This is a genomic window from Pseudomonas sp. GV071 (genome assembly GCF_003050835.1).
GTDB lineage: Bacteria > Pseudomonadota > Gammaproteobacteria > Pseudomonadales > Pseudomonadaceae > Aquipseudomonas.
Genome location: NZ_QAOJ01000015.1, coordinates 13,589 through 31,949 on the forward strand (window position 1 = coordinate 13,589; position 18,361 = coordinate 31,949).

At 62.3% G+C, this 18,361-nt stretch carries 17 protein-coding genes; 8 read left to right on the plus strand and 9 right to left on the minus strand.

Annotated elements, in window-relative coordinates; all coding sequences use genetic code 11:
• Window positions 1–54 precede the first annotated feature (54 nt).
• Together C8K61_RS23385 and C8K61_RS23390 are read right to left on the minus strand one after the other, a co-directional pair.
• Complete coding sequence (locus C8K61_RS23385) at window positions 55–342, minus strand: cupin domain-containing protein (RefSeq protein WP_108098713.1); 288 nt, start codon at window positions 340–342, stop codon at window positions 55–57.
• Between the two features lie 4 nt (window positions 343–346).
• Window positions 347–1,693, minus strand: coding sequence for an aspartate aminotransferase family protein (locus C8K61_RS23390; protein ID WP_108098714.1), 1,347 nt, complete (start codon window positions 1,691–1,693; stop codon window positions 347–349).
• A 126-nt stretch (window positions 1,694–1,819) separates the two neighbouring features.
• Here C8K61_RS23390 and C8K61_RS23395 point away from each other — a divergent pair, with 126 nt between their 5' ends.
• The 3 genes from C8K61_RS23395 to C8K61_RS23405 all read left to right on the plus strand — a co-directional run bounded on the left by C8K61_RS23395 (window position 1,820) and on the right by C8K61_RS23405 (window position 5,408).
• A complete protein-coding gene (locus tag C8K61_RS23395; RefSeq protein ID WP_108098716.1) occupies window positions 1,820–2,740 on the plus strand; it encodes a LysR family transcriptional regulator in 921 nt (306 codons plus the stop codon).
• A 314-nt stretch (window positions 2,741–3,054) separates the two neighbouring features.
• The gene (locus tag C8K61_RS23400) at window positions 3,055–3,873 is read left to right on the plus strand and encodes an outer membrane protein OmpK (protein WP_108098718.1); all 819 of its coding nucleotides are present in this window, start codon (window positions 3,055–3,057) and stop codon (window positions 3,871–3,873) included.
• 161 nt (window positions 3,874–4,034) lie between these two features.
• On the plus strand, window positions 4,035–5,408 hold the full coding sequence (locus C8K61_RS23405; RefSeq protein WP_108098720.1) for a uracil-xanthine permease family protein: 1,374 nt from the start codon (window positions 4,035–4,037) through the stop codon (window positions 5,406–5,408).
• 82 nt (window positions 5,409–5,490) lie between these two features.
• Here C8K61_RS23405 and C8K61_RS23410 read toward each other — a convergent pair whose 3' ends face one another.
• The 6 genes from C8K61_RS23410 to C8K61_RS23435 all read right to left on the minus strand — a co-directional run bounded on the left by C8K61_RS23410 (window position 5,491) and on the right by C8K61_RS23435 (window position 11,808).
• Window positions 5,491–6,435, minus strand: a complete 945-nt coding sequence (locus tag C8K61_RS23410; RefSeq protein WP_108098722.1) for a PDR/VanB family oxidoreductase — start codon at window positions 6,433–6,435, stop codon at window positions 5,491–5,493.
• Window positions 6,432–7,868: an amidohydrolase family protein gene (locus C8K61_RS23415; RefSeq protein ID WP_108098920.1), complete on the minus strand. Its 1,437-nt coding sequence runs from the start codon at window positions 7,866–7,868 to the stop codon at window positions 6,432–6,434. Before C8K61_RS23415 ends, C8K61_RS23410 begins: the two co-directional genes overlap by 4 nt.
• 98 nt (window positions 7,869–7,966) lie before the next feature.
• The gene (locus C8K61_RS23420) at window positions 7,967–8,659 is read right to left on the minus strand and encodes an ABC transporter permease (protein WP_371920023.1); all 693 of its coding nucleotides are present in this window, start codon (window positions 8,657–8,659) and stop codon (window positions 7,967–7,969) included.
• A gap of 244 nt (window positions 8,660–8,903) precedes the next feature.
• Window positions 8,904–9,710, minus strand: a complete 807-nt coding sequence (locus C8K61_RS23425) for an ABC transporter ATP-binding protein (RefSeq protein WP_108098726.1) — start codon at window positions 9,708–9,710, stop codon at window positions 8,904–8,906.
• On the minus strand, window positions 9,707–10,741 hold the full coding sequence (locus C8K61_RS23430; protein ID WP_108098727.1) for an aromatic ring-hydroxylating dioxygenase subunit alpha: 1,035 nt from the start codon (window positions 10,739–10,741) through the stop codon (window positions 9,707–9,709). Before C8K61_RS23430 ends, C8K61_RS23425 begins: the two co-directional genes overlap by 4 nt.
• 59 nt (window positions 10,742–10,800) lie before the next feature.
• Window positions 10,801–11,808 (minus strand): ABC transporter substrate-binding protein, encoded by a 1,008-nt coding sequence (locus tag C8K61_RS23435; protein WP_108098728.1) that lies wholly within the window; start codon window positions 11,806–11,808, stop codon window positions 10,801–10,803.
• Between the two features lie 559 nt (window positions 11,809–12,367).
• Between C8K61_RS23435 and C8K61_RS23440 the strand changes: the two genes are divergently transcribed.
• The 5 genes from C8K61_RS23440 to C8K61_RS23460 all read left to right on the plus strand — a co-directional run bounded on the left by C8K61_RS23440 (window position 12,368) and on the right by C8K61_RS23460 (window position 17,634).
• A complete protein-coding gene (locus C8K61_RS23440) occupies window positions 12,368–13,033 on the plus strand; it encodes a TetR/AcrR family transcriptional regulator (protein ID WP_108098730.1) in 666 nt (221 codons plus the stop codon).
• Window positions 13,033–13,635, plus strand: coding sequence for a YigZ family protein (locus C8K61_RS23445; protein ID WP_108098922.1), 603 nt, complete (start codon window positions 13,033–13,035; stop codon window positions 13,633–13,635). The genes C8K61_RS23440 and C8K61_RS23445 overlap by 1 nt, the downstream gene beginning before the upstream one ends.
• Before the next feature lie 222 nt (window positions 13,636–13,857).
• Window positions 13,858–15,438 (plus strand): ABC transporter ATP-binding protein, encoded by a 1,581-nt coding sequence (locus tag C8K61_RS23450; RefSeq protein ID WP_108098732.1) that lies wholly within the window; start codon window positions 13,858–13,860, stop codon window positions 15,436–15,438.
• Window positions 15,439–15,450: 12 nt separating this feature from the next.
• Window positions 15,451–16,548: an ABC transporter permease gene (locus C8K61_RS23455; protein WP_108098734.1), complete on the plus strand. Its 1,098-nt coding sequence runs from the start codon at window positions 15,451–15,453 to the stop codon at window positions 16,546–16,548.
• A gap of 159 nt (window positions 16,549–16,707) precedes the next feature.
• Window positions 16,708–17,634, plus strand: a complete 927-nt coding sequence (locus C8K61_RS23460) for an ABC transporter permease (RefSeq protein ID WP_108098736.1) — start codon at window positions 16,708–16,710, stop codon at window positions 17,632–17,634.
• 69 nt (window positions 17,635–17,703) lie between these two features.
• Here the strand turns inward: C8K61_RS23460 and C8K61_RS23465 are convergent, their stop codons facing one another.
• Window positions 17,704–18,168, minus strand: coding sequence for a transposase (locus C8K61_RS23465; protein ID WP_108098738.1), 465 nt, complete (start codon window positions 18,166–18,168; stop codon window positions 17,704–17,706).
• Window positions 18,169–18,361: the final 193 nt, after the last annotated feature.

Consider the following 18,361-nt stretch of genomic DNA (forward strand, 5'->3'; position numbering starts at 1 on the left):
CCCTTATCGAATTCTTGGCCGGGGTTTTCCCGTGCCTGCACTACTTGATAGCGGCTACTTGATTTCGGTCTCGATGAAGACGATTTCGTGGTCGCTGGCGTTGATCACATTGTGTTCAACGCCCGCCTTGCGAAAGTACGCCTGACCTGCCACCAGGGGCGCGTGTTTCTCGCCCTCCGGGGTTTCCAACAGCAGCAGGCCGTCGGTCATCGGCACCACGACATAGTCGTAGCCATGCAGGTGCTTGCCGGTTTCACTGCCGGGGGAAAAACGCCACTCGGTGACGATCACCTCGTCGTTCTCCACCTGCACGGTGGGCACGGCTTGCACACGTTGTCTCATCGTTTTAGTCCACGCTGTTGAGGGCATCGCCCACGGCGGAGAAGACGCGATCCAGGTCTTCGACCTTGGCATTGAAGGTTGGCCCGAACTGCAGGGTGTCGCCACCAAAGCGCACGTAGAAACCGGCTTTCCACAGTTTGATACCGGCCTCGTACGGACGGATCACCGGGTCGCCATCACGCGGCGCCAGTTGAATCGCGCCGGCCAGGCCGCAGTTGCGGATGTCGACGATGTGCTTGGCGCCTTTGACGCCGTGCAGCAGCTTGGCGAAGTGCGGTGCCAGTTCAGCGGATTGCTGGATCAGGTTTTCGCGCTTGAGGATTTCCAGCGACGCCAGGCCAGCCGCGCAGGCAACCGGATGCGCCGAGTAGGTGTAGCCGTGGGTGAACTCGACCATGTGCTCAGGCGATGGCTGGTTCATGAAGGTCTGATAGATCTCGCGGCTGGCGATCACGGCGCCCAGTGGAACGGCACCGTTAGTGATCTGCTTGGCCACGTTCATGATGTCCGGGGTCACGCCGAAGTATTCGGCACCGGTCCATTTGCCCATACGGCCGAAGGCGGTGATCACTTCGTCGAAGATCAGCAGGATGTTGTGCTGGGTGCAGATTTCACGCAGACGTTGCAGGTAACCAACCGGCGGCACGATCACGCCAGCAGAACCGGACATCGGCTCGACAATCACCGCGGCGATGTTCGAGGCGTCGTGCAACTCGATCAGTTTCAGCAGTTCGTTGGCCAGTTCCACGCCGCCGGTTTGTGCCGCGCCTTCGGTGAAGGCCAGGCCCGGTTGCAGGGTGTGCGGCAGGTGATCGACGTCCATCAGCTGGCCGTACATTTTACGGTTGCCGCCAATGCCACCCAGGCTGGTGCCGGCAATGTTCACACCGTGGTAACCACGGGCACGGCCGATGAATTTGGTTTTGCTCGCCTGGCCTTTCAGGCGCCAGTAGGCCTTGGCCATTTTCACCGAGGTGTCGGCGCTTTCAGAGCCCGAACCGGTGAAGAACACGTGCTTCAGATCGCCAGGCATCAGGTCGACCATTTCTTCGGCCAGCTTGAACGACAGCGCGTGGCCGTGCTGGAAGCCTGGGGAGTAATCCAGGGTGCCCAATTGTTTACCGACCGCTTCGGCGATTTCCTTGCGCGAGTGACCGGCACCGCAGGTCCACAGACCCGACAGGCTGTCGTAGATCTTGCGGCCCTGGTCGTCCACCAGCCAGCTGCCTTCGGCCGACACGATAAACCGTGGGTCACGCTGGAAGCTGCGGTTGGCGGTAAACGGCATCCAGTGCGCGTCCAGCTTGAGCTGGCTGGCCAAGGACGGCTGTGCAGTGTGCGGCATGTTCATTCAAGGGCCTCGCAAGGATCGTTGTTGTCGTCTGGGTACAAAGCTTTTGTTGCGAGCAAAGGTGCCATGGGCATAAAGTCTGAAAAACCCGATTCTTCTAATTTTCAGATTGGCTTTTACTAAACTATGAGCACCCGTCGCCCCGACCCTCTCGCGCAAGTCAGTGACTTTGATATCCGCCTGCTGCGGATCTTCCGCAGCGTGGTCGAATGCGGCGGCTTTTCCGCAGCGGAAAGTGTGCTGGGCATCGGTCGTTCGGCGATCAGCCAGCAGATGAGCGATCTCGAACAGCGCCTGGGCCTGCGCCTATGCCAACGCGGCCGCGCGGGCTTTGCCCTGACCGAGGAGGGTCGCGAGGTGTATCAGTCGTCGCTGCAACTATTGAGCGCGCTGGAAAGCTTCCGCACCGAGGTCAACGGCCTGCACCAGCACTTGCGCGGCGAATTGAACATCGGCCTCACCGACAACCTGGTGACCCTGCCGCACATGCGCATCACCAACGCCCTGGCGCAATTGAAAGAGCGCGGCCCGGACGTGCACATTCAAATTCGCATGACGCCGCCCAGCGAAGTCGAGCAAGGCGTGCTCGATGGTCGTCTGCATGTCGGCGTGGTTCCCCAGGCCACCACCCTCTCTGGCCTGGAATACCAGCCGCTGTATGACGAACGCTCCTTGCTGTACTGCGCGGTCGGCCACCCGCTGTTTTATGCCGCCGACGACCAGCTCAGCGATGAGCGCCTGAATGTGCAGGACGCCATCGCCCCGACCTTCCGCCTGCCGCCAGACATACAGGCCCAGTACCAGGTGCTGAAAGCCACCGCCAGCGCCTCCGACCGTGAAGGCATGGCCTTCCTGATTCTCACCGGCCGCTATATCGGCTACCTGCCGGACCACTACGCCAGCTTCTGGGTGCAGCAGGGCCGCCTGCGCGCGCTCAAGCCCAGCACACGCTTTTATGACCTCAGCCTGGCCTCGGTCACCCGCAAAGGTCGGCGCCCGCACTTGGTGCTGGAAAGTTTTCTGGAAGCACTGGCGGCCACCACCTAAGCCCGCCCTGCTTCGGTGCACAACGGCGCCACGACGATGCAGCGCCCGCGTTTACGACCAACCGGTCATCCCCAAGGCTTGCCCGCCACCGTTCTTGCGGCGACTGTATGCACCCGCCGAGACAAGGCTTTCGTGGATTGCGCACAATTTCCGCGAAGATTTTTTCGGCGAATCTGATCACTTGGACAGAAACTTGCAAAGACGAGTGCACCTGACCAAGTGGCCAGGAAAACTAAAACAGAAACAGGTTGTAGGAAGCGTAACGCGCACCGTCGTTTCCCCAATCTGAGATCGATGCCTTCCTGGGAGCACACATGAACAAAGTCTCTACCCTGCTGCTTGCTAGCGGCCTGGCACTGGCCGCTACTACCGCTCAAGCAGACGGCCCGCTGCTGTGGCAAGACAACAGCGCCACCTACCTGTACGGCCGTGATTTCAAGGTCAACCCCGCCATTCAGCAAACCCTGTCGTTCGAACACGCGAGCGGCTGGACCTTCGGCGACCTGTTCGTGTTCTTCGACCAGATCAACTACAACGGCACCGAAGACTCCAACGCCGGCAAAAACACCTACTACGGCGAATTCGCCCCACGTCTGTCGTTCGGCAAGATCTTCGACCAGAAGCTGGAGTTCGGCCCGATCAAGGACGTGCTGCTGGCCGGCACCTATGAGCGTGGCGAAAACCGTAACCAGAACTACCTGCTCGGCCCAGGCTTCGACCTGGCATTGCCAGGCTTCGACTACTTCCAGCTGAACTTCTACTACCGCAAACCCGACGGCATCACCAAGAACCCGTCCGGCCAGTGGCAAGTCACGCCGGTGTGGTCCTACACCATTCCGGTTGGCAACTCCGACATCCTCATCGACGGCTACATGGACTGGGTGTGGAACAACAAAGACGCCACCAGCAGCCGCCCGAACGACCTGCACGCCAACCTGCACTTCAACCCACAGATCAAATATGACCTGGGCAAAGCCATGGGCTGGACCGGCGTCAAACACGTCTACGTGGGTGTGGAATACGACTACTGGAAGAACAAGTACGCCATCGACAACGACAGCTTCCTGGGCGACGACATTCTGCGCGGCACCACCCAGAGCGCGATCAACGCCATCGTAAAAGTGCACTTGTAAGCAGCAACGGCACCTGCATGTTGGTGCAGGTGCCCGCTTCACGAATAACTCCTTCTTTGCCCGTTGGCGCACCTCGCGCAACGGGCATTTTTTAGCACACAGAATTCTGTAGCTGCGGTTGACCACCGTGGCCAACAAAACACCCTTGCTGAGACCGTGACATGCACCCCGAATCCGACAGCAACACCGACCTGATCTACGGTCTGGAAGACCGCCCCGCGCCCGTCCCGGCGTTCTTTGCCGCGTTGCAACATATGCTGGCCAGCTTCGTCGGCATCATCACCCCGCCGCTGGTGATCGGCTCGGTACTGGGCCTGGGTGCCCACCTGCCGTACCTGATCAGCATGGCCTTGATGGTGTCTGGCGTCGGTACCTTTATTCAGGCACGCCGCCCGTTCGGCATCGGCGCCGGCATGATCTGCCTGCAAGGCACCAGCTTCGCCTTTCTCGGCGCGGTGCTGTCGGCAGGCTTTCTGGTAAAGAGCCGCGGCGGTAGCCCGGAAGACATTCTGGCGATGATTTTCGGCGTGTGCTTTTTCGGCGCCTTTGTGCAGATCATCCTCAGCCGCATGCTCGGCCAACTGCGCCGGGTGATCACCCCGCTGGTGACCGGCATCGTCATCACCCTGATCGGTGTCAGCCTGATCAAGGTCGGCGTCACGGATCTGGGCGGTGGCTTCAACGCCCCGGACTTCGGCGCCCCTGGCAACCTCGGCCTCGGCGCACTGGTGCTGCTGACCATCATCGGTTTGAACCGCTCCAGCCGCCCATGGGTGCGCTTGTCGGCGATCATCATCGGCCTGGCCGTGGGCAGCATCGCCGCCTGGTTCAGCGGCAAGCTGGTGCCCCAACCGCTGCCGGACCTGCCGCTGATCAGCCTGCCGATTCCGTTCAAATTCGGCTTCGCCTTCGACTGGACCGCATTCATTCCGGTGGCCCTGATCTACGTGATCAGCACCATCGAAACTGTCGGTGACCTGACCGCCAACAGCATGCTCTCGCGCCAACCGATCGAAGGCCCGAGTTACCTCGCGGGCCTCAAAGGCGGTGTGCTCGGTGATGGCGTCAGTTGCCTGATCGCCGCCACCTTCAGCGCCTTCCCCAACACCACCTTTGCGCAGAACAACGGCGTGATCCAGATGACCGGCGTGGCCAGTCGTTACGTCGGCCTGTACATCGGCGTGGTGCTGTTTGCCCTGGGCCTGTTCCCGCTGCTTGGCGCGGTGCTGCAACAGATTCCGAAACCGGTTCTGGGCGGCGCTACCCTGGTGATGTTTGGCAGCGTGGCGGCGGCGGGTGTGCGCATTCTGGCGCAAAGCCCGCTGGACCGTCGCAGCATGCTGATCATCGCGGCGTCGTTTGGTGTGGGCCTGGGCATTGCTTCGCAGCCGACCCTGCTGCACCTGATGCCCAAGCTGGTGCAGAACCTGTTTGATTCGGCGATCACCAGTGGTGGGTTGACCGCCATCATTCTTAATCTGGTGTTGCCGGAAGAGAAGAGCACGCAGGTTGTGGCAGAAGGTGTGACCGAGTAAACACCATCGCGGCTGAAGCCGCTCCTACGGATTGTGCGATCTCGTAGGAGCGGCTTCAGCCGCGATCCCTGCAAACCTCGGCTTAAAAATCCAGCTCCAACCGCCCCCCAGCACACCCCGACACACAGGGCATGATCCACTGCCCACTGGCCCGTTCGGCATCGGACAGATACTGATCCCGGTGCTCGATCTCGCCACTGACCACGGCGGTCATACAGGCCCCACACATCCCCATACCGCACGACGTCGGAATGCTGATGCCGACCCGCTCTGCCGCCGCGACCAATGTCTCGCCGGCCAGCACCGTCACGCGCTTGCCACTGCGCGCCAGCACCAACTCCGCTTCCTGCGAGTCGCTCACCAGCGGCGCCTGAAAGTGCTCTTGAAACAGTGCACTCGAAGGCCAACCCCGCTCACCCGCCAGCTGCTGCACGCTGGCCATAAAGCCATCCGGGCCACAGGTGTAGAGCTGGCTGTCGGTTTGCCAGGCAGGCAAGTGCTGATCGAGATAGGCGCCCACCTCAGCCGCAGCCAATCCGCTGATCAGGCGCACCGCCGGGTCATGCCGCAGCTGTTCGATAAACGCGCTATGCGCCGGGCTGCGCGCGAAGTACAGCAACTGCACCGGCCGCTGCTCGGCGCGGCATTGACGGTACATGGCCAGCAACGGCGTCACGCCAATGCCGGCCGCCACCAAAAGCACCGGCCCGGTGCCCGGCTGCAGCGGAAACAGATTGCGCGGCGCACTGACCTTCAGGCGATCACCGACACGCAGCTGCTGGTGCAGCCAACGCGAACCGCCGCGCGAGTCATCGGCGTGTTTGATCGCCAGGCGCAGACAGCCTTCGTCGGCCAGGTTGGTCAACGAATACTGGCGCACCACACCGCTGCCCATTTGCACATCGACATGTGCGCCCGGCTGCCAACTGAACGGCAGCGGCGTGGAGTCGGCCATGCACAGTTCGACGGCAAGAATGCCTTCGGCCTCTTCGCGCAGGCCGCGGGTTTTCATGTCCACCCAGCTCATCGGCGCACCCCGGCACGGCGTTGCAGATCGAGCACCGCGGCGCTGGCCTGACGCCCCAACTCCATCAGGTCCAGACCCGGAATCTGGTCATCGGCGACCACCCGACGGCCACCCACCAGCAAGGCGCGCAAGCTGGCGCGACCGCCGCTGGCAACCGGGCCGATGGCCATGTCGTGCAGGCCGAAATAGCGCGGGTCGTCGAGGCGGTAGATGGCGATATCGGCGGCCTTGCCGACCTCCACCGTGCCCAGATCATTCAGGCCCAGCACCTGGGCGCCACCGGCCGTACCCCAACGCACCACGTCTTCGATACTGGCGGCATCGGCGCCGCCTTCGAACTGGCCGCCGGCATATTTTGGCTGCGCCAGCTCGCCCTTGCGCGCCCGCTGCAACAGCCAGGCGGCGTGGGTTTCCGAGAGCATGTCAGCGGCCTCGTTGGAGGCGGCGCCATCCACACCAATGGAGATCGGCACACCGGCGGCTTCCAGTTCCGGCAGGTTGGCGATGCCGCTGCCGAGGCGACCATTGCTTTGCGGGCAGTGGGCGATGCCGGTGCCGGTCTGGCCAAGCAACTGGATTTCTTCCGGCAGCAGTTTCACCAGATGCGCAAACCAGACATCCGGGCCGAGCCAGTCCTGCTCGGCGCAGAACTGCACCGGGGTCATGCCGAATTTGGCTTTGGCGGCGTCCAGATAATCCACCGTCTCGGAGAGATGACTGTGCAGGCGCAGGCCCAGCTTGCGCGCGGCCTGAGCAGTCTCGCGCAGCTCCGCCGGGGTGGTGGAATGCAAGGTAGTGGTCGGCGCCATGACGATGCGCCGAAACGCATCACTAGCCGGGTCGTGGTACAGGGCGGTCAGGCGCTCGACGTCGGCCAGGTAGGCATCGAGTTTTTCCGGGCGCAGGGCTTGCGGCAGATCGGCTTCCAACTGCCGCGTCTGTGTGCCGCCGCCGCGGCAAAGAACAAAGCGCAGCCCCAGGGCCTCGGCTTCCTCGAACAGAATCGCCGCGCTGTCGAACGGCATGCCGGGGTAATACAGGTAGTGGTGGTCGGCCACCGTAGCGCAACCAGAGCGCAGCAGTTCGAGCAGGCCGATGCGCACCGCGAGACGGAAACTGTGCTCGTCGAAGGCACCGCGAAAACGGTACGGGGTGGCGGCCAGCCAAGGCGTGAGAGTCTGGTTCAGGCCCTCGGGTTCGCCCTTGAGCAGGGACTGGAACAGGTGGTGATGGGTGTTGATCCAGGCCGGGTAAACCACGCAATCGCGGGCATCGATCTGCGCCTCGCCGGGTTGCGGTTCGAGGTGGCCGATGGCGGTGATGCGGCCATCGACAATACGGATATCCGGGCCGGCATGGCGGGCCTCAGCACCGCGTTTGCCGGTGAGAATGGCACTGGCGTTGCGGATCAGCCAGGTGGTGTTGGCAGTCATGGTGTTCACTCCGAAATCTTCGATCATCGCGGCTGAAGCCCCTCCCACAAGGGAACGTATGTCTCTGTGGGAGGGGCTTCAGTCGCGAGCTGTTGTTCTTAGCCCTGCTCACTCTCATGCCAATGCCCAAGGCTATAGCGGGCCAGCGCCGCCATCAGGCTGAACAGCAGCACGCCAGTCAGGGCAATCAGCACCAAGGCGGCAAACAGGCGCGGGATATTCAACTGAAAGCCGGCCTGCAAAATCTGATACGCCAAACCCGCGCCGGTGCCGCCCGTGCCGGCGACAAACTCCGCCACCACCGCACCAATCAACGCCAGGCCACTGGCAATGCGCAGCCCGCCAAAGAAGTACGGCAGCGCACTTGGAATACGCAAGCGCACCAGCGTTTGCCAGCGGCTCGCGCGGTTCAGACGGAACAGGTTGAGCAGCCCCGGATTGACGCTACGCAGGCCCAGCACGGTGTTGGAAATCACCGGGAAAATCGCCACCAGCGTGGCGCAGATCACCAGCGCCAGGGTGGCGTTGCTGCACCAGATAATGATCAGCGGCGCGATGGCTACCACCGGCGTCACCTGCAACAGAATGGCGTAGGGAAACAGGCTGGCCTCGATGATGCGGCTCTGCACAAAGAGGAACGCCGCCAGCACCCCGAGCACCACGGCGAGGGCGAAGGACAGGAAGGTAATTTTCAGCGTTACCCACAGCGCGCCAAGCAGCATCGGGCCGTCGCTGATCAGCGTGCGGCCGATATCGGCGGGACTGGGGACCAGGTAGACCGGCACCTTCATGGCGACGCAGATGAGTTGCCAGAGGCCGAGCAGGACGGCGCCGACCAGCACGGGGGCGAGGATGTTTTGCACACGTGGGTTGGAGAGCCAGGGTTGTTTGCTCATTGGGTTTCTCCCGTGTTGGCAGTGATTAAAAGCAGCCCTCTCCCCAGCCCTCTCCCGCAAGCGGGCGAGGGGGCAGATTGCGGCTTGTCTCCCCAGAGGGGCCGGGGGAGAGGGTCGGGGCAGACGAATATCTCGCTCATCAATGCCCCTCCCCATTCGCTTCCACCAACAACGCCGACAGTCGCGCACATTGCTCAATAAACCCGGCCGACATGCGAAACGCCTCGTCGCGTTCAGCCGGCCCTTCGATCTTCACATCGGCAATCACCCGCCCCGGCCGCGCGCCCATCACCACCACCCGCGAGGATAAAAACACCGCCTCGTAAATGCTGTGGGTCACGAACACCACGGTCAGGTCGCGCCGCGCCCAGAGTTCGCGCAGGTCGCTGTCCAGGCGATTGCGGGTGAATTCATCCAGCGCACCAAAGGGTTCATCCATCAGTAGCAGGTTGGGCTCGGTGGCCAAGGCGCGAGCAATGGAGGCGCGCATCTGCATGCCGCCGGACAGCTCACGGGGGTACACACCACCGAACTTGCCCAGCCCCACCAACTCCAACGCCGCCTGCACCCGTGGCGCACTGTCGGCGCGGTCGATGCGCATCAGGTCCAACGGCAACCGCACGTTGTCGGCGACCTTGGCCCAGGGCATCAGAGTGGCCTCCTGAAACACCATGGCCAGTTTCTGCTGGGCGACATCGGCACCGATCTCTCCCTTGCCCCACCAGCGCACATGGCCCGCCGACGGTTGCTCCAAACCGGCAAACATTTTCAGCAGCGTGCTCTTGCCACAACCGGACGGGCCGAGCAGTGAGACAAACTCGCCACGGCCGATTTCCAGTTTCATTTTCTGCAGCGCATGGGTGCCGTTGCCGTAGGTTTTCTCCACCTGGTTGGCCAACAGCACCGGCGGCTCTTCGCTCACCGGCAGATTGAGGGCGGCGTTCATAGCGGCACACCGGCAGGACGGAATTGCTCCTCTTCGCCGTGCTTTTGCAGCAGCTCGAAGAGCATCTTGCGCATGATCAACCCGGGCTTGTCCGACTCCATATGAAACTCCACACGCCGCCGCGTATCGACGCAGGCGTCGTAGTCGGTGGCTTCGAGAATCTCTTTGTCTTCGAGGGTGATCGGCGCATCCCAGGCAATCAGCTCTTCAGTGCTGCAAGCCTCTTCGCTGTCATTGCGGTACAGCCACTGCACCAGCTGAATGCGCTTGTCATCAATGGGCGTGGCGCAGTTGTAGATGATGTGGTGCAGGCCGCTGTCCGGGTAGGTGCAACCAAAGCGGCGCACGAACGGCAGGTGCCAGCGGTTGAACAGGTGGCGGGTGGTGGTCGGCGCGTCGGTGCCGGTAACCCGGTGCCCGGCCGCTGGGTTGTTGATCGGCACGATGGTCTCGGCCTCGAAACCCCACTCGTTTTGCTCGAGCAAATATTTGGACGGCTTGGGCTGGCTGAGCATGCCGAAGTTGGCCTTGTGCACGAAGCTGAAGTGCGAGTTATCGAAGGAGTTCTCCATAAACCGCAGCGGGCTGGTTTGCCACTCCTCGTAGAACTGGAAGATGCGCCGGTACTGCGGCTGACCTTCTTCATCGAAGTGCGGAATCGGCTGCAACGGCTCGCCCAGGCACACCCAGACATAGCCGTATTTTTCCTGGCAGTGGTAGGCGTCGGTGCGTGCGCCAGCAGGAATCGGTGCGTTGTCGGCCTGCTGCGGAATGCACACGCAGGCGCCGCTCTGGTCGTAGCGCCAGCCGTGGTAGCCGCAGACGATAACGCCGTCATCGACCCAGCCTTTGGACAATTGCGCGGTGCGGTGGCAGCAGCGGTCGGCCAGGGCCACCGGGCCTTCCTTGCCCATAAACAACACCAGACGCTCGCTCAGCAGGGTGAAGGGTTTCGGGCCGTCGGCGAGCATGCTCACGGGCATCAGGGCATACCAGAAGCGGCGCAGTACAGGTTGTTGGGTCACAAGCATGGCGAATTCCTCATCGATCTTTTAACGCCCTCGCTCTACGGCGGGGCTAGCAACTCTGTTTACTGAGCGGCCACTTCAGCGGCGGCAGGCAGCACTTTCAGCTCACGCACAAAACGGGTGTCGTAGGCTTTTTTCCAGTCGGTGCCCGCGCTCAACAGGTTGGCTTTCACCATAAAGTCGCGGGTGGCCTGCCAGCGCGCGTCGGTCATGGTGCCGATGCCCTGGGTCTGCGCATCGCCACCTTCCACCAAGTGGTATTCCTTGAGCTTGGCCACGCCCCAGGCGAGCAACTCGTCGTTCATGCTCGGGTTGTCCTGCTTGATCAGCTCGTTGGCGGCAGCGGGTTCAGCCAGGTAGCTTTTCCAGCCCTCCATGCTGGCTTTGACAAAGCGCTGCAGCACTTCGGGGCGGTCGGCGATCACGTCCTGGCGGGTAACCAGCGTGGAGCCGTAGGGTGGGTAGCCGGCGTCGGCGAACAGGAAGAAGTTGGCTTTCTCGCCGGCCTTTTGCGCCTGGAACAGCTCCGAGGTCGGGTAGCCCTGTTGCGCGGTGTCGGGATCGGCGAAGAACGGTTGCAGGTTGAAGGTGTAAGGACGGGCCTGGGCATCGGTGAAGCCGTATTTGCCTTTCAGCCACGGCCACCAGGTGGTTTGTCCGGAGGTGGAGACGAGGATTTTCTTGTCCTTGAGGCCATCCAGTGCGGTGACGTCGTCGTGGGTGAGCATGCCCTGCGGGTCGCCCTGGAAGGGCGCGCCGATGGCCACCACCGGCAAGCCCTGCTGCACGCTGGCGAGCACTTGCAGGTCGTAGTTGATGATCACGTCGGCCTGCTTGTTCAGGAGCAGTTGCATGCCGTTGACCTGCGGGCCGCCCATGCGGATTTCCACGTCCAGGCCGTTGGCCGCGTAAATGCCTTTGGCCTTGGCCTGGTAGAAACCACCCTGCTCGGCCTGGGCGTACCAGGAGGTGAGCAGAACGATTTTGTCGTTGGCCTGTGCACTCAGGCTCAACAGGATAGAAGCGGTGGAACCCAAGACGATGCACGCTTTCAAGGCAATGTTCTTCATGGCGAAGTTCTCTCTAACGGAGGGCACATAGAAAAGCCGCGCTCTGTGCACGGCGCACAGGGCTGCGAGGGAAACCGGAAGGGCTGCAGGAAACGGCAAACACACGGCAACGAGAAACCAGCAGGACCGGGCCTGTGGCGTGAAGCGTCATGATGGAAGCTGAAAAACGGCTCATGGCTGACCTCTCTCTCGTCCGGGCAACTGCCAGGATCAAGCACCCGAATACCGGGTGTGCGACCGGGTGGCCGCAAGAGCAATGTCCTACGTCGAATGAACTGCCTCGACGCTAACCGCTTCTACTCGGAACAGGTCTTTGCAGAGGCTGTGCCAATCTCGGCGAAAGCCGATGGCAGCGGCCTTTGTTGACCAACAGGACAGTTGTTGGCCGCCGCGATGGCCACAAAAGCGCGCACAGCCCGCGTAATCGCGCACAACGACGGTGCACTACCAACACTTCCTACGACATCTACTGCTTTTTCTGCGCCATGCGCTTGTAAGCGGCATGCCGCCTGGGTTATCTGTGCACAGGCTCCCCCCACTCAATGGTTCGGTTGTAGTTATGAACTTCGAAGTCCCCGCGCACACCGCCAAAAACACCGGCAAACCGGCCGGGCGTATTCGCCAGAAAAACGAAGAAGCGATTCTGGCTGCCGCCGAGGAAGAGTTCGCTCGCCACGGTTTCAAAGGCACCAGCATGAATACCATCGCCCAGACCGTCGGCCTGCCCAAGGCCAACCTGCACTACTACTTCAGCAACAAGCTGGGGCTGTACCTGGCGGTGCTGAGCAACATCCTCGAACTGTGGGACAGCACCTTCAACAACCTCACCGCCGAAGACGACCCGGCGGTGGCGTTAGCTGCTTACATTCGCGCCAAGATGGAGTTCTCGCGGCGTCAGCCGCTGGCCTCGAAGATCTTCGCCATGGAAGTGATCGGTGGCGGCGAGTGCCTGACCGAGTACTTCAACCAGGACTACCTGACCTGGTTCCGCGGCCGCGCCGAGGTGTTCGAAGCCTGGATCGCTGCCGGCAAGATCGACCCGGTGGACCCCATCCACCTGATCATTCTGCTGTGGAGCAGCACCCAGCATTACGCCGACTTCAACCAGCAGGTATGCCGCCTCACCGGGCGTAAAAAGCTGGCCAAAGAAGACTTCGCAGTGGCCAGCGACACCCTTATCCACATCATCCTCAAAGGGTGCGGGCTGACGCCGCCAAGCGCCTGATGTCGTTCACCCTGAGCCAACCTTGCGAGTTTCGCGAGGACATCAAGAAGAGCCGTTTCCTCACCTTGGCTGCGCCCGTTACCAGCGCGGCCGAGGCGATGGCCTTTATCGAACAGCACAGCGACCTGGCCGCCACCCACAACTGCTGGGCCTGGAAAGTCGGCCAGCAGTACCGCTTCAGCGACGATGGCGAACCGGGCGGCACCGCTGGCCGGCCGATTCTGGCGGCCATCGAAGGCCAGGACTGCGATCAGGTGGTGGTGCTGGTGATCCGCTGGTACGGCGGCATTCAGCTCGGCACCGGTGGATTGGCAAGGGCCTATGGCGGCGGGGCGAGCAAGTGTTTGCAGACCGGCGAGCGGGTGGAATTGGTCAGCCGGGTGAGCTGTGCGTGCCATTGCCAATTCGCCGAATTGCCCCTGCTCAAAACGCGCTTGCCTGAGCTGGAGGCGTTGCTGGAAAGCGAGCAGTACGACGGCGAAGGGGCGCAAGTGCAGATCGCCATTCCGGAAGCGCGGTTTGCCGAATTGCACAAGCTGCTGGCCGATATCAGCCGTGGGCGCATCGTTTTGCAGCGCCTGCAAGAAGAGCATCGCGGCTAAAGCCCCTCCCACAAAAGCAGACCTCATTTCTTGTGGGAGGGGCTTCAGCCGCGACGAAGCAAACACCGCCTCCAACCTCGCCCAACAACCAAAGCTTGCGCACCACCCTGGTGCCCTTCCCCACCCACAAAAATTAATCACCCCCTCTACCAGCGCTTTCTGACCCACTGGCCAAGTTTTTGCTTATGCCTGCCTCAGTAGTCTTTTTCTGAGTCAGTGATCATGTCCAGTTCCCCTCCTGTTCCGCGCTTGCTGTTGCAAGGCATCACCAAGCGCTACCCCGGCTGCCTGGCCAACGACCGTATTGACCTCAGCATCGAGGCGGGGGAAATCCACGCCTTGCTGGGGGAAAACGGTGCGGGCAAAAGCACCTTGATGAAGATCATCTACGGCGTCACCCAGCCCGACAGCGGCAGCCTGGTCTGGCAGGGCGAAGCGCTGAAAATGCGCGACCCGGCCATGGCCCGCAGCTTGGGTATCGGCATGGTGTTCCAGCATTTCTCCCTGTTCGAAACCCTCACCGTGGCCGAGAACATTGCCCTGGCCATGGGCAGTGAGGCCGGTACGCCGAAGCAGCTTGAGCCGAAAATTCGCGAAGTGTCGCAGCGCTACGGCATGGCCCTGGAGCCGCAACGCCTGGTGCACAGCCTGTCGATTGGCGAGCGTCAGCGGGTGGAGATCGTTCGCTGCCTGATGCAGGACATCAAGCTGCTGATCCTCGACGAACCCACTTCGGTGCTCACTCCACAAGAGGCCGACGAGCTGTTCGCCACCCTGCGCCGCCTGGCGGCCGAGGGCTGCAGCATTCTGTTTATCAGCCACAAGCTCGGCGAAGTGCGCGCGCTGTGCCAGAGCGCCACGGTGCTGCGCGGTGGGCGGGTGTCTGGCCACTGCGTGCCGGCCGAGTGCTCGGACCTGGAGCTGGCCAAGCTGATGGTCGGTGATGCCGAAGGGCTGGAAAGCAGCTATCCGAAAGTCAGCGGCGGCCGCGTACGCCTGCGGGTCGACGACCTCAACTGGCACAACATCGACCCGTTCGGCACCTCGCTGAGCAACCTGCGCCTTGAAGTGCGCAGCGGTGAAATTGTCGGCATCGCCGGGGTTGCCGGCAACGGTCAGGACGAACTGCTGGCCCTGCTCAGCGGTGAAGTGCGTTTGCCCCGTGGCGAGCGTGAACGTATCAGCCTCGACGATCACCCCATCGCCAACCTGTATCCCGACGCTCGACGCTCGCGCGGCCTGGCCTTTGTGCCGGCCGAGCGCTTAGGCCATGGCGCGGTGCCGGATATGTCGCTCGCCGACAACGCCCTGCTCACCGCCTTCCAGCAAGGCCTGCTGAGCAAGGGCCTGATCCAACGCGCCAAGGTGCTAGCCTTCGCCGACGAAATCATCAAACGTTTTGCGGTGAAAACCCCGAACGCCGAGGCAGCGGCGCGCAGCTTGTCTGGCGGCAATTTGCAGAAATTTATCCTCGGCCGGGAAATCATGCAGCAGCCGAAACTGCTGGTGGCCGCGCACCCGACCTGGGGCGTGGACGTCGGCGCCGCCGCTGCCATTCACCGCGCCCTGATTGCCCTGCGCGATGCCGGCGCAGCGATTCTGGTGATCAGCGAAGACCTCGACGAACTGTTCCAGATCAGCGACCGCATCGGCGCCTTGTCCAGCGGCAGCCTGTCGCCCCTGGCCGCCACCGCCAGCACCACGCCGGCGGATGTCGGGCGCTGGATGGCCGGCCAATTCGCGCATGAAGCGCCTCACCTTTCCACCGGTTCCAGCGCCAGCAGCGCTGCCACCTTGAGCTGACGGAGCACCCCCATGTTGTTATCCCTGGAACCGCGCGGCCAGCAATCACGCGCCATGCTCTGGCTGTCGCCATTGCTGGCCGCCGTGCTGACACTGGTGTGCGGCTCGTTGCTGTTTTTAGTGCTGGGCCTGTCCCCGGTAAAAACTCTGCACACTCTGCTGATTGCACCAATCAGCGACTGGTACGGGGTGTCGGAGTTGTTGGTCAAAGCCCTGCCGATTCTGCTCTGCGCCCTGGGCCTGGCGGTGGCCTACCAGGCGCGTATCTGGAACATCGGCGCTGAAGGTCAGCTGCTGCTCGGCGCCCTGGCCGGCAGTGCCGTGGCGGTGAATATCATCGACTGGGAAAGCCGCTGGGCGCTGGTCTGGGTGCTGGCGGCCGGGACCTTCGCCGGCGCTGCCTGGGGCGGCCTGACGGCCTGGCTGCGCACGCAGTTCAACGCCAACGAAATCCTCACCAGCATCATGCTCAACTACATCGCCCTGAACCTCCTGCTGTACTTCGTCCACGGCCCGCTGAAAGACCCGGAAGGCTACAACTTTCCGCAATCCGCAATGTTCGGCGACATGGCCCGCTTGCCACTACTGAGCGAAGAGGGGCGGATGCACAGCGGCATCTATTTCGCCCTGCTGGCCCTGGTGGCGATCTGGGTATTGCTGCAGAAAAGTTTTCTCGGTTTTCAGATCAAAGTGCTCGGCCTCGACCGTCGCGCCGCCGGCTTTGTCGGCTTTCGCGAGAAGAGCCTGGTGTGGTTTGCCCTGCTGGTCAGCGGCGCCCTGGCGGGTTTGGCCGGGGTCAGCGAAGTAGCGGGGCCGATTGGCCAACTGGTGCCACAGGTGTCGCCAGGCTATGGCTACGCGGCGATCACCGTGGCCTTTCTCGGGCGCCTCAATCCACTCGGCATCGTCTTCGCCAGCTTGCTGATGGCGTTGCTGTACATCGGTGGTGAGAACGCGCAGTTGAACCTGAATTTGCCCCAGGCGATCACCCAGTTGTTCCAGGGGATGATGCTGTTTTTCCTGCTGGCGTGTGACGTGCTGATTTTGTATCGGCCGCGGGTGAAGGCGGTTTGGAAGAAGCGCTTGGTGGTGAAAGAGGCGCTCGTCTGAAGACCGCTCCCTCTCCCCCGCCCTCTCCCCAAGGGGAGAGGGGGTCAGACCTCACGCGGTTTGGCTCCCCTCGCCCGCTAGGCCGGCCGGGCAGGCGAGAGGGGCTGGGGGAGAGGGCCGCTTTTCGCTGCCAACAATAATTTTGCGGAGCAACACCCGATGGATCTCGACCTGTTAAGCAACATCCTCTTCGCCATGGCCCGCACCGGCACACCGTTGCTGCTGGTGGCCCTGGGCGAATTGATCTGTGAGAAAAGCGGGGTTCTGAACCTCGGCCAGGAAGGCATGATGCTGTTCGGCGCCGTGGTCGGTTTTATCGTCGCCTTCAGCACCGGCAGCCTGTGGCTCGGCGTGTTGCTGGCGATAGCGGCCGGCATGCTGCTGTCCTTGCTGTTCGCTGCGGTGGCCCTGGGCTTTAACGCCAATCAGGTGGCTACCGGCTTGGCGCTGACCATCTTTGGCGTCGGCCTGTCGTCCTTCATTGGCGCCGCTTGGGTGGGCAAACCGTTGACCGGATTCGAACCGCTGGCGATTCCGCTGCTGAGTGAAATTCCGCTGATCGGGCGCATGCTGTTTGCCCAGGATGCGCTGATCTACCTGTCCTTCGCGCTCTTCGCCCTGGTCGCCTGGGTGCTGCTGAAAAGCCGCATCGGCCTGATCATCCAGGCCGTCGGCGAAAACCCCGACGCCGCCAGCGCCATGGGCCTGCCTGTACTGCGCGTACGCACCCTGGCGGTGATGTTCGGCGGCGCAATGGCTGGGCTGGCGGGCGGTTACCTATCATTGGCCTACACCCCCATGTGGGCAGAAAACATGACCGCCGGCCGCGGCTGGATCGCCCTGGCCCTGGTGGTGTTCGCCAGCTGGCGAGTGTTCCGTGTTCTGCTCGGCGCCTATCTGTTCGGCCTGGCCAGCATCATCCACCTGGTGGCCCAGGGTGTCGGCCTGTCGGTGCCCTCCAACCTGCTGGCGATGCTGCCGTATGTGGCGACCATTCTGGTGTTGGTACTGCTATCGCGCGACGCGATCAAAACCCGCCTGTTTGCCCCGGTGTCCCTCGGCAAGCCTTGGCAGCCTGGGCATTAAGAGCGGGAGGTAGAAGGTGCTCCTACGGGACTTTGCGATTCGTAGGAGCGGCTTCAGCCGCGATTGGGCCTAAAGCCAAACAGCGTCCCACAACGGGTAATCACCGATGCGGTCGACCAACCCTGCACGCAAAGGATTGGCAATCACGTAACGCGCTAACGCTTTTATATCGTCCTCCCCGCGCAACGCACGATCGTGATAACCGTGCTGCCAGAGCGCGCCTGTGCGTTGTAGATGCGCGTTAATGACTCGTCCGCTGCGACCTTTCAGAAAACGCATCAATGTATCTAGCGAGCCATTTTGCAAACTGACCAACCAATGCAAGTGATCAGGCATCACCACCCAGGCCAGTGATTCAACTGTGCCCTGTTGATGAAGCTTTCGCAGTTCATTCACCAGTAGGCGGCCAGCTGCAACGTCACGAAACAGTGGATCGCGCCTATGCACTACCGCCGTCAGCAGATAAATGCGGCCAGTTTCGGAATGGCGTCCGAATCGCAGACGGGTGCCGTGAGGCGCGTGTGGTTGGGGCATTCCGTTGCCTCTTCAGTAAGGTGTCTCGGCGACAATCGTATCGCGGCTGAAGCCGCTCCTACGGGATTGTGCAGTCTGGTGAGGCCTGCACCAGATCACAGCGCGCCGATTCAGCCATGCACCATCAGCGCTCCTCGCCCCCAAACACGAAAAGACCACAGCCCCAGTTTTAAGCGCCTGCATCGGTTAATTG